This window comes from Tenggerimyces flavus, assembly GCF_016907715.1.
GTDB classification, from domain to species: Bacteria; Actinomycetota; Actinomycetes; order Propionibacteriales; family Actinopolymorphaceae; genus Tenggerimyces; species Tenggerimyces flavus.
Genome location: NZ_JAFBCM010000001.1, coordinates 5231965 through 5244177, shown reverse-complemented (window position 1 = coordinate 5244177; position 12213 = coordinate 5231965). Strand labels below are relative to the sequence as shown.

General features: G+C 70.3%; 6 protein-coding genes. 4 read left to right on the top strand and 2 right to left on the bottom strand.

The window, feature by feature from the left end; all coding sequences use genetic code 11:
• Positions 1-3: 3 nt before the first annotated feature.
• A complete protein-coding gene (locus JOD67_RS24565; protein ID WP_205120053.1) occupies positions 4-852 on the bottom strand; it encodes a PAC2 family protein in 849 nt (282 codons plus the stop codon).
• A 202-nt stretch (positions 853-1054) separates the two neighbouring features.
• Between JOD67_RS24565 and metH the strand changes: the two genes are divergently transcribed.
• Both metH and JOD67_RS24555 read left to right on the top strand, forming a co-directional pair.
• Complete coding sequence (metH, locus tag JOD67_RS24560) at positions 1055-4513, top strand: methionine synthase (protein ID WP_205120052.1); 3459 nt, start codon at positions 1055-1057, stop codon at positions 4511-4513.
• A gap of 43 nt (positions 4514-4556) precedes the next feature.
• Positions 4557-5777: a hypothetical protein gene (locus JOD67_RS24555; RefSeq protein ID WP_205120051.1), complete on the top strand. Its 1221-nt coding sequence runs from the start codon at positions 4557-4559 to the stop codon at positions 5775-5777.
• Here the strand turns inward: JOD67_RS24555 and JOD67_RS24550 are convergent.
• Complete coding sequence (locus JOD67_RS24550) at positions 5774-6763, bottom strand: glutathione S-transferase family protein (RefSeq protein ID WP_205120050.1); 990 nt, start codon at positions 6761-6763, stop codon at positions 5774-5776. The genes JOD67_RS24555 and JOD67_RS24550 overlap by 4 nt on opposite strands.
• Positions 6764-7000: 237 nt before the next feature.
• On the opposite strand from JOD67_RS24550, the gene JOD67_RS24545 reads away from it, so the two are divergent.
• Both JOD67_RS24545 and JOD67_RS24540 read left to right on the top strand, forming a co-directional pair.
• The gene (locus JOD67_RS24545; protein WP_239554027.1) at positions 7001-10876 is read left to right on the top strand and encodes a Pls/PosA family non-ribosomal peptide synthetase; all 3876 of its coding nucleotides are present in this window, start codon (positions 7001-7003) and stop codon (positions 10874-10876) included.
• Positions 10873-12207 (top strand): M1 family metallopeptidase, encoded by a 1335-nt coding sequence (locus JOD67_RS24540; RefSeq protein ID WP_205120049.1) that lies wholly within the window; start codon positions 10873-10875, stop codon positions 12205-12207. The genes JOD67_RS24545 and JOD67_RS24540 overlap by 4 nt, the downstream gene beginning before the upstream one ends.
• Positions 12208-12213: the final 6 nt, after the last annotated feature.

Genomic DNA, 12213 nt, shown 5'->3' with positions numbered 1-12213 from the left:
AACTCAGCTCTCCGGGCGCTGGCGCTTCAGATACCGCTCGAACTCCCGCGCGATCGCCTCGCCCGTCGCCTCCGGCAGGTCGGCCGCGTCGCGCGCCTCCTCCAGCGACCGTACGTACTCCGCCACCTCGGAGTCGTCCCGCGCCAGATCGTCGACACCGCGCTCCCAGGCGCGCGCCTCCTCGGGCAGCTCGCCCAGCGGAACGGACAGGTCGAGCAGGTCCTCCAACTGTCGCAGCAGCGCCAGCGTCGCCTTCGGGTTCGGCGGCTGGCCCACGTAGTGCGGCACCGCCGCCCACAGCGACACCGCCGGCAGCCCGCGCTGTTGGCAGGCGTCCTGCAGTACGCCGAGCACACCGGTCGGCCCCTCGTACCGCGAGGCCTCCAGCCCCAGCGCCTTCGCCAGCTCCGGGTCGGTCGCCGACGAGGTCACCGGGATCGGCCGGCTGTGCGGCGAGTCCGCGAGCAACGCACCGAGCAGAACGGCCATCCGCACCTTGTACCGCGACGCCTCGGTGAGGATCTCCGCGCAGAACTGCCGCCACCTCATGTTCGGCTCGATGCCGCGGACGAGCACCACGTCGCGCGGGGCGGCCGGGCGCCGTGCGATCAGGACCCGGCTGGTCGGCCAGGCGATCGAACGGACGCCGTCCTCCTCCATCGACACGGTCGGTCGGTTGACCTGGAAGTCGTAGTAGTCGTCGGGGTCGATCTCGGCGACCGGCTTGGCCTCCCAGGCGTCCACCAGGTGGTCGAGGGCCGCACTGGCAGCGTCCGCGGCGTCATTCCAGCCCTCGAAGGCTGCGATGAGCACCGGGTCCTCGAGCTCTGGCGAACCCTCGAGTTCGGCCACGTGATCGTCCCCTTCCACTGCCCTCGACCCCGCGGAGAGCGGGACCGCTCCGCTCAGCCTACGTGCCCGTCCCCACATCGCCGCACGAACCGGGCCGCCCAGCCCCTGGGACACGCATCTCGCGTGCCAAGACTGGCGTCCAATAGCCGGACAGGCTGGGTACGCTGAACGCTTGTCGCATGTCCGCGAGGGGAGAACCAAGGTGCCTGCCACAGCTGCCGAACTCCGTCGGGCGCTCACTGAGCGCGTCGTCGTGGCGGACGGCGCGATGGGCACCATGTTGCAGGCGTACGACCTCGGCCTGGACGACTTCGAGGGCCACGAGGGCTGCAACGAGATCCTGAACGTCACCCGCCCCGACGTCGTGAAGGCCATCCACCGCGCCTACTTCGACGTCGGCGTCGATCTGGTCGAAACCAACACCTTCGGGGCGAACCTCGCCAACCTAGCCGAGTACGGCATCACCGACCGCATCTACGAGCTCTCCGAGTCCGGCGCCCGGCTGGCCCGCGAGGTCGCCGACGAGTACGGCAAGTGGGCGCTCGGCTCGATCGGCCCGGGAACGAAGCTGCCGACGCTCGGCCACGTGCCGTTCGCCACGTTGCGCGACGCGTACCAGGAAGAGGTCCGCGGACTGATCGACGGGGGAGTCCACGCGGTCATCGTCGAGACCGCCCAGGACCTGCTCCAGGCCAAGGCCGCCGTGATCGGCGCCAAGCGGGCGATCAAGGCCGCTGACGAGGAGATCACGCTGATCGTCTCGGTCACCGTCGAGACCACCGGCACGCTGCTGCTCGGCAGCGAGATCGGCGCCGCTCTCACCGCGCTCGAGCCGATCGGCATCGACCTGATCGGCCTGAACTGCGCGACCGGCCCGGCCGAGATGAGCGAGCACCTGCGCTACCTCGCCAAGCACGCGCGCGTCCCGCTGTCCTGCATGCCGAACGCCGGCCTGCCCGAGCTCACCAGCGACGGCGCCCGCTACCCGCTCAGCCCGCAGGAGCTCGCCGACGCGCACGACCAGTTCACCCGCGACTACGGCCTCAGCCTCGTTGGCGGCTGCTGCGGTACGACGCCCGAGCACCTGCGGCTCGTCGTCGAACGCGTCGGCGGCCGCGAGATCACCCGACGCAAGCCGCGGCACGAGCCGGGTGCGTCGAGCCTCTACCAGCACGTGCCGTTCCGGCAGGACATCTCCTACCTCGCGATCGGCGAACGGACGAACGCCAACGGCAGCAAGGCGTTCCGCGAGGCGATGATCGCCGGCCGCTGGGACGACTGCGTCGACATCGCCCGCGCGCAGATCCGCGACGGCTCGCATGTTCTCGACCTGTGCGTCGACTACGTCGGTCGCGACGGCGTCGCCGACATGCGCGAAGCCGCGGCGCGACTCGCGACCGCGAGCACGCTGCCGATCATGCTCGACTCGACCGAACCGCCCGTGATCGAAGCCGGGTTGGAGATGTTCGGCGGCCGGTGCGCGATCAACTCGGTCAACTTCGAGGACGGCGAGGGGCCGGAGAGCCGGTTCGCGCAGGTGATGCCGATCGTGCGTGAGCACGGTGCCGCGGTCGTCGCGCTGACGATCGACGAGGAGGGCCAGGCCCGTACGGCCGACACCAAGGTCGCGATCGCCCACCGGCTGATCGAGACGCTGACGGGGCAGTGGGGGATGGACGAGAGTGACATCCTCGTCGACACGCTCACGTTCACGCTCGCGACGGGGCAGGCGGAGAGCCGGCGCGACGGCATCGAGACGATCGAGGCGATCCGCAAGCTCAAGCAGGAGCACCCGAACGTCCAGACCGTGCTCGGCCTCAGCAACATCTCGTTCGGCCTCAACCCCGCGGCGCGGCAGGTGCTGAACTCGGTGTTCCTCGCCGAGTGTGTGAAGGCCGGACTCGACTCGGCCATCGTGCACGCGAGCAAGATCCTGCCGATCTCGCGCATCCCCGACGAGCAACGGCAGGTCGCGCTCGACCTCGTCTACGACCGGCGGCGCGAGGGGTACGACCCACTGCAGGCGTTGCTGGAGATCTTCGCCGATGTGAAGACGGCCGACACGAAGGCGTCGCGTCAACAGGAGCTTGCCGCACTCCCGTTGGGCGAACGGCTGCGCCGCCGCATCATCGACGGCGAGGCGAACGGGTTGGAGGCCGACCTCTCCGAGGCGTTGGGGAACGGACGGCCCGCGCTCGACATCGTCAACGACGACTTGCTCGACGGGATGAAGACCGTCGGCGAGCTCTTCGGTCGCGGCGAGATGCAGCTGCCGTTCGTCCTGCAGAGCGCCGAGGTGATGAAGACCGCGGTGGCGTTCCTCGAACCCCACATGGAGAAGACCGACGACGACGGCAAGGGCACGATCGTGCTGGCGACCGTCAAGGGCGACGTGCACGACATCGGCAAGAACCTCGTCGACATCATCCTCACCAACAACGGCTACAACGTCGTCAACCTCGGCATCAAGCAGCCGATCAACCACATCCTCGACGCCGCCGAGCAACACCGCGCGGACGCGATCGGCATGTCCGGGCTGCTGGTGAAGAGCACCGTGATCATGAAGGAGAACCTCGAGGAGATCAACGTTCGCGGCACGGCCACGCGCTTCCCCGTACTGCTGGGAGGCGCGGCGCTGACGCGAGCGTACGTCGAGGAGGATCTCGCGCGGGTCTACGACGGCGAGGTGCGGTACGCGCGGGACGCGTTCGAGGGACTGCGACTGATGGACGCGGTGATGAACGTGAAGCGCGGCGTGCCCGGTGCCGCGTTGCCAGAGCTGCGACAGCGGCGCGTACGGACGACGCAGCTGCGCGAGACGCCGGTGTCGGACATACCCGCGCGGTCGGACGTGGCCGTCGACAACCCGGTGCCGACGCCGCCGTTCTGGGGCGACCGGATCGTGAAGGGCATCCCGCTCGGGGATTATGCGTCGATGCTGGACGAGCGGGCGACGTTCATGGGCCAGTGGGGCCTGCGCGCGGGTCGTGGGTCGGACGGGCCTTCGTACGAGGAGCTCGTCGAGACCGAGGGCCGGCCGCGGCTGCGTACGTTGCTGGACCGGATGCAGACCGAGAACCTGCTGCAGTCCGGCGTGGTCTACGGCTACTTCCCGTGCGTGTCGAAGGGTGACGATCTGATCGTGCTGTCGGAGTCGGGCGCGGAGCGTTGTCGCTTCACGTTCCCGCGGCAGCGGCGCGACCGGCACCTGTGCCTGGCGGACTTCTTCCGGCCGGAGGAGTCGGGCGAGGTCGACGTCGTGGGCTTCACGATCGTGACGGTCGGGTCGCGGATCTCGGAGGAGACCGCGAAGCTGTTCGCGTCCAACTCCTATCGCGAGTACCTGGAGCTGCACGGGTTGTCGGTGCAGCTGGCCGAGGCGCTGGCCGAGTACTGGCACGCGCGGATCCGGGCGGAGCTGGGCTTCGGTGCGGAGGACTCGTCGGAGCTGGACGACATCCTCAAGCTGGGTTACCGAGGAGCGCGCTTCTCGTTGGGGTACGGCGCATGCCCCAACCTCGAGGACCGGGCGAAGATCGTCGACCTGTTGAAGCCGGAACGCCTGGGCGTGACGCTGTCGGAGGAGTTCCAGCTGCACCCTGAGCAGTCGACGGACGCGATCGTCATCCACCACCCCGAGGCGAAGTACTTCAACACCTGACCCCGGGCGGCGGTCTCATCTCTGCCTGACAGGATGTCGGTCGATGAGCCCCTTTCGCCCCATCTTCGTCGTGGGCCTCGGCCTGCTCGCCGTCGCGATTTCCGCTTGCAGCACAGGCGGTGCCGCTGTGCCTGACGAGGTGCGAGGGTGGGAGCGGGCTGAGCTCTACAGCCATCGGGACGTGGTCGAGTACGACCGGGTCGCGGTCGGGAGCAATGGGCAGCTGGCGGCTTGGTTGACGCGGTCCCGCGGGGTGACCGATCTATTGAGCGTGTCCGCGTGGGGGCCGTCCGACCGCACGGAGCATCAGGAGCTCGACCTCCCCGAGGGCGTCACCGGGCAGGAGCTGATCCCCGCCGCGATCGCGGTCGACAACGTGGGGTGGACGGCGGTCGCCGAGGTGCGGCCGAAGGGCGACCTCACCACCGACGTCGCGGTCTGGTCTGGCGCCTCCCGTACGTCGGAGGTGCCCACCACTCTCGAACTGCCCGACGGGCAGGTCGTCTCGCGCACGCTGGCCGCAGGCAGGTCGCGCACCACGGCGGCGGTGCTGGCGCTCACCGGTGTGGCGTCGCCGGGCGCGAAGGGCCTGCCCGAGGCGTCGCGGCTGATCCTGTGGACCGCCACGATCGACCGGAACGGGACGACCACAGGCGCGTGGAAGCGCACCGAGCCCGACCTTGGCACCCGCCTTCCGCTGAACACGGCCGCCATCGTCGGCGCCGGAGCGAACGGGCTCGTACTCGCCGGCACGACCAGAGACGGCGACGCAAAGCTGTGGACGTCTGCCGACGGGAACGCCTGGAAGCCGCAAGAGGGCACGCTGCCCAAGGGCATGGCTGAGCTCGAGCTCCTCGCGCCGCTCGTCGACGGTTCGGCGTTGGTCGCCTGGGCCGACCAGGGGCGAGCCCAAGAAGCCAAGGTGTGGCGCTTCGACGACGGGAAGCTGACCGACCTCGGCACCATCGCCGGCGCCGAGGGTCAGTCCCTCGACCTCAAGAGCGCGGCAACCGTCGACGACCGGCTCGTCGTCGCCGGTTCGACGGTCCAGAACGACACCTGGCGGCCGTTCGTGCATGCCCGGAACGACGACGGTGAGTGGATCGCGAGCGACCAGGCGGATCTTGTCGGTCAGCTCGACTGGTCGATCGAGGCCATCGCGGCGCAAGGCGACGACCGGCTGGGCGCGGTCATGGTGAGCACGCCGTTCCACATCGACGTCTCGACCTGGACGTGGCGCCGCCCCACCGACGCGAAGTCCTAAGGCTGGTGGGAAGCCGGCACGACCTCGTCGGCCGGCGGAGGCGGGGGAGGCGTGCCGTCGCCGAACGGGCGGCCACCCAAGGCCTCACGGCCGTGCGGCAGGAGCCAGCCGGACAGCTCAGGACCAACCGGCACGATCTGCGTCGGGTTGATCGACGTGTGCACCACGTAGTAGTGCCGCTTGATGTGGTCGAAGTCGACCGTGTCCCCGAAGCCCGGCGTCTGGTAGAGATCCCGCACGTACGCCCACAACACCGGCAGCTCCGTCAGCTTCGAACGGTTGCACTTGAAATGTCCGTGGTAGACCGGGTCGAAGCGGACCAGCGTCGTGAACAGCCGGATGTCCGCCTCGGTGATCGTGTCGCCGACCAGGTACCGCTGCGACGACAGCCGCGCAGACAGCCAGTCCAGCCGCGAGAACAACGGACCATAGGCATCCTCATACGCGGACTGCGAGCTCGCGAAGCCGGCGCGATACACGCCGTTGTTCACGTCCCGAAAGACGACGTCGTTGATCTCGTCGATCTCGTCGCGCAGTTCCTTCGGATACAACGAAGGCGCCCCGGGACGGTGAAAGGCAGTCCACTCCGTCGACAGGTCGAGCGTGATCTGCGCGTAGTCGTTCGTCACCACCTGACCACTCGGCACGTCCACGACAGCAGGCACCGTGATCCCACGCGGGTAGTCCGGGAAGCGCGCGAAGAACGCCTCCTGCAAACGTTCGATGCCGAGCACCGGGTCGCGCCCATCGGGATCCAGGTCGAACGTCCAGGAACGCTCATCGTGCGTCGGCCCCGCGATCCCCATGGACAGCACGGACTCCAGCCCGAGCAGCCGCCGAACGATCACCGCCCGGCTCGCCCACGGACAGGCCCGGCTCACGACCAGCCGATACCGACCAGCCTCGACGGGCCAGTCGTCGCCGTCGGCGGTGATGCGGTCGGTGATGTAGTTCGAGTCGCGCTTGTACTCACCCGTGGAAGCCATGCCTCCATCGTGCCCCCAACGGGCGCGATCACACGCTGTGAGTCCCGTCACCACATTGGGACACGGAAGGTTACGGCGAGGTAAACTGCTGGGTCGGCAGCGTGCCGAACCCCCCACACCCGCGCGGCTTGGCTCGCAAAGCAGCAGGTACTGACGTCCAACGGAAACGTTGATGCCGTCGGCGCGAAACTGCAGCGAGCCGAGACGCGCCAATGAGAGAGATCAGGGAGCCTCCGCTTGACCGCTGCCGTTCACGAGCCATTCCCGCTTGCGCCCGAAAAGCTACTGCTCGACCCCGCCGTCTTCACCGCTGGCGACGCCCCGACGCCGCGGACGCTGCTCGACATCCTCGACGACACCATCCGCCGGCACCCCACCGCGGACGCGATCGACGACGGCCGCACCGTCCTCACCTACCGCCAGCTCGCCGCCGAGATCCGCGTCGTCGAGGCGCGGCTGCGGAGCATGGGCATCGGTACGGGCGACCGCGTGGGCATCCGCGTTCCCTCGGGTACGACGGACCTCTACACCGCGATCCTCGGCACTCTCGCGGCCGGTGCGGCGTACGTCCCGGTCGACGCCGAGGACCCCGACGAGCGCGCGCAGTTGGTCTGGGAAGAGGCCGGCGTCGTCGCCGTGATCGGCGACCGGCACACGATCGAGCCCAAGAGCACGCCGACCGGCGAGACCAGCCGGCGCCCCGGCCCGGACGACGACGCGTGGATCATCTTCACCTCCGGCTCGACCGGCAAGCCCAAGGGCGTCGCGGTCACCCATCGCAGCGCGGCCGCGTTCGTCGACGCCGAGGCCGACCTCTTCCTGCAGGACGAGCCGGTCAACCCGAGCGACCGCGTCCTCGCCGGCCTGAGCGTCGCGTTCGACGCCTCCTGTGAAGAGATGTGGCTCGCCTGGCGCCACGGCGGCTGCCTCGTTCCCGCACCGCGCAGCCTCGTCCGCACCGGCATGGACCTCGGCCCCTGGCTGGTCGAGCAGCGCATCACCGTCGTCTCGACCGTGCCCACGCTCGCAGCACTCTGGCCGATCGAGGCGCTCGACGACGTACGGCTCCTGATCTTCGGTGGCGAGGCGTGCCCACCCGAGCTGGCCGAACGGATGGCCGTCGAGGGACGTGAGGTCTGGAACACCTACGGTCCCACCGAGGCCACTGTCGTCGCCTGCGCAACGCAGCTCACCGGTGAGGGCCCGATCCGCATCGGCCTCCCGCTCGACGGCTGGGAGCTCGCCGTCGTGGGCAAGGATGGCGCGCTGGCCCAGCTGGGCGAGGAAGGCGAGTTGGTCATCGGCGGCGTCGGCCTCGCCCGTTACCTCGACCCGGTCAAGGACGCGGAGAAGTTCGCGCCGCTCGAAGCGCTCGGCTGGGACCGCGCCTACCGCAGCGGCGACGTCGTACGTGCCGAAGCCGAGGGGCTGATCTTCGTCGGCCGCGCCGACGAGCAGGTGAAGCTCGGCGGTCGCCGGATCGAGCTTGGCGAGGTCGACGCGGCGCTGCAGGCACTGCCGAACGTCGCCGGCGCCGCGGCCGCGGTGAAGCTGACGAAGTCCGGCAGCCAGCTGCTGGTCGGGTACGTCGTCCCGGCCGGCGACTTCGACCAGGCCGCCGCCGTCGCCGCTCTTCGCGACAGCCTCCCGGCCGCGCTCGTCCCGCTGATCGCGGTCGTGGACACGTTGCCGACCAGGACGTCCGGCAAGGTCGACCGCAACGCGCTGCCCTGGCCGCTCGCGCAGTTCGACATCGCCGCGACCGCGACCGGGCTCACCGGCACGCAGGCTTGGCTGTCGGAGCAGTGGGCCGACGTGATCGGCATCCCGCCGGCCAACCCGACCGCCGACTTCTTCGCCAGCGGCGGCTCGAGCCTGTCCGCCGCGCGGTTGGTCTCGCTCGTGCGTACGCAGTTCCCGACCGTCTCGGTCAGCGACATCTACCAGCGCCCGACGCTCGAGGCGCTCGCGGCCAAGCTGGACGAGCTCAGCGAGCTCACCACCGCCGTTCGCGAGAACGCGCCGACACCCCGTCGGGCTGGCATCCTGCAGACGTTGCTGATGCTCCCGCTCTTCACCGTCGTCGGGCTGCGCTGGACCGTCGTCCTCGCCGCGCTGAACAACGTGCTCGCGTGGACCGGCACCTACACGTTCGCGCCAACCGTCTCGTGGTGGTGGGTGCTCGCCGGCTGGGCTGCTTTCCTCAGCCCCGTGGGACGAATCGCCATCGCGGCGGGCGGCGCGCGGCTGCTGCTGCGTGGCGTACGGCCCGGCACCTACCCGCGTGGCGGCAGCGTGCACCTGCGGCTCTGGACCGCCGAACGACTCGCCGAGCTGTCCGGTGCGACGAACCTGTCCGGCGCGTTCCTCACCTACTACGCCCGCGCGCTCGGCGCGAGGATCGGCGAGGACGCCGACCTGCACGCGTTGCCGCCGGTGACCGGAATGCTCAAGCTGGGCAGGGGATCGGCCATCGAGCCCGAGGTCGACCTGGCCGGTCACTGGCTGGACGGCGACCGGCTGCACCTCGGCCGGATCCGCGTCGGAGCCGGTGCGACCGTGGGCGCGCGCAGCACGTTGCTGCCCGGTGCCCGCGTCGGCAAGCGTGCGGAGATCGCCCCCGGCTCGTGCGTGACCGGTTCGGTTCCCGCCGGCGAGCGCTGGTCCGGTGTCCCCGCGACGAAGACCGGCAAGCCGCACCGCTGGCCCGAGGTGCGGCCGGCCCGGACGCGGCGCTGGACGTTCGCGTACGGGTTCGCCGCGCTCCTGCTCGACCTGCTGCCCGCGATCGCCGGGGTCCCGGCGCTGCTCGTCCTCGCCTCCTTCGTCACCGGCGCGCCGAACCTCAGCGACGCCGTCGTGAGCGCGCTGCTCGCCGTACCGTTCGCGACGATCGCCTGGATGGTGACGTACGCGGGGCTGATCCTGCTCGGCGTCAGGCTGTTCGGGACCGGGCTGCGCGGCGGCTACCACCCCGTGCACGGCCGGGTCGCCTGGCAGGCGTGGGCGACCGAGCGCCTGATGAACATGGCGCGGACCGGGCTTTTCCCCTTGTACGCAAGCTCGTTCACCCCGACCTGGCTGCGCGCGCTCGGGATGAAGGTCGGCCGCGACGTCGAAGCGTCGACCGTGCTGGCGCTGCCGTCGATGACGACGGTCGGCGACGGCGCGTTCCTCGCCGACGACACGATGGTCGCGTCGTACGAGCTCGGCGGCGGCTGGCTGCGGATCGAGGCCGCGCGCGTCGGCAAGAAGGCGTTCCTCGGCAACTCCGGCATGACCGCGGCGGGCCGTTCGGTCCCGAACCGCGGCCTGGTCGGCGTGCTGTCCGCGGCGCCGAAGCGAGCGAAGAAGGGCACCTCGTATCTGGGCATGCCGCCGATCAAGCTGCCGCGTTCGGCGGAGGAGGCGGACCAGTCGCGGACGTTTGCACCGCCGACTCGACTGCGGGTCGCGCGGGCGTTCGTCGAGTTAGCGCGCATCGTTCCGGTGATGGCGACACTCGCGATCGCGGTGCTGGCGGTCGGTGCGTTGGAGGCCGTGGCGAACACGTACGGCTTCCTGGTCGCCGGGCTCGTCTCCGGCGGGATCCTGCTGGGCGGCGGGCTGGTGGCGTGTCTGCTGGCGATCGCCGCGAAGTGGCTGCTGGTCGGGCGGTTCCGCACCAGCGAGAAGCCGCTGTGGAGCGCGTTCATCTGGCGCAACGAGCTCGCCGACACGTTCGTCGAGGTCCTCGCGGTGCCGTGGCTGATCGGCGCGGTCGGCGGCAGCCCGGTGATGAACGTGTGGCTGCGCGGGCTCGGCGCGAAGATCGGCCGCGGTTCGTGGAACGAGTCGTACTGGCTGCCCGAGGCGGATCTGATCTCGATCGGGGCCGGCGCGACCGTGAACCGAGGGTGCGTGGTGCAGACCCACCTGTTCCATGATCGAATCATGCGAATGGACACGTTGGTTCTGGACGAGGGCGCGACGCTCGGGCCGCACGGCATCGCTCTGCCGGGCGTGCGCATCGGTGCGCGGACGACGATCGGCCCGGCGTCGTTGGTGATGCGCGGTGAGACCGTTCCGGCCGCGACCCGGTGGTTGGGGAACCCGATCGCCGCCTGGCGGTGAGCTCGCGGCACGGGGGAGCGGCGCGGTCGGACGACCCGTACTTCCCCCAGCACGGCAACGGCGGGTACCGGGTCGCTCACTACGACCTCGAGCTCGACTACAAGCCGCTGCCCGGGCGGCTCGACGGTCGCGCGCGGATCACGGCCGTGGCGACGCAGACGCTGCCGTCGTTCACGCTGGACCTGGAGCAGTTCCGCGTCGCGCGCGTGGCGGTGAACGGGAAGCCGGCGAAGTTCTCGCTCCGGTCCGGCAAGCTGCACGTCCACCCCGCACGCGCGGTGCATTCGGGCGCGGAGTTCGTGGTCGACGTGCGGTACGTCGGCACGCCACGTCCGGTCCGCAGCACGTGGGGCGACCTCGGCTGGGAGCAGCTCGACGAGGGCGCGCTGGTGGCGAGCCAGCCGACCGGCGCGCCGTCGTGGTTCCCCTGCAACGACCACCCATCGGACAAGGCGACGTACCGGATCGCGGTCACGACGGCGACGCCGTACACGGTCGTCGCGAACGGCAAGCTGGTCTCGCGGCGGGTCGGCGCGAGCGCGACGACGTGGGTGTACGAGCACGCGTCGCCGATGCCGACGTACCTCGCGACCGTGCAGATCGGGCCGTACGAGCTGGTGCCGTTCAGGTCGCACGGGGGATCGGTGCCGCAGCGGGCGGCAGTGCCGGCGGGGTTGATGAAGCGGTTCCGGCACGACTTCGCCGACCAGCCGGCGATGATGGAGACGTTCGAGGAGCTGTTCGGGCCGTACCCGTTCGGCGAGTACGCGGTCGTGATCGTCGACGAGGACCTGGACGTGCCAGTCGAGGCGCACGGGCTGTCGATCTTCGGGCGCAACCATGTCGACGGGCACCGCGGGTCGGAACGGCTGATCGCGCACGAGCTCGCGCACCAGTGGTTCGGCAACTGCGTGACGCTCGGGTCGTGGCGGGACATCTGGCTGAACGAGGGCTTCGCCGCGTACTCGGAGTGGCTGTGGTCGGAACGCTCCGGCGGCGACTCGGCGGGCGCCCACGCGGCGCGCGTACGGGCCCGGCTGGCAACGTTGCCACAGGACCTGGTGCTGGCCGATCCCGGTGCGGCGCGGATGTTCGACGACCGGGTCTACCGACGCGGTGCGTTGACGGTGCACGCGCTGCGCGTGGTGCTGGACGACGGACCGTTCTTCGCCTTGCTGCGCGACTGGGTGGCGACGTACCGGGACTCGGTGGCGACGACCGCGGACTTCGTCGCGCTGGCCGAACGGCACGCGGGGCGGTCGCTGAAGTCGCTGTTCGACGCGTGGCTGTTCGCGCCGAAGCTGCCCGTGCTGCCGCAGCCCGGTGCGTGAGGCAGA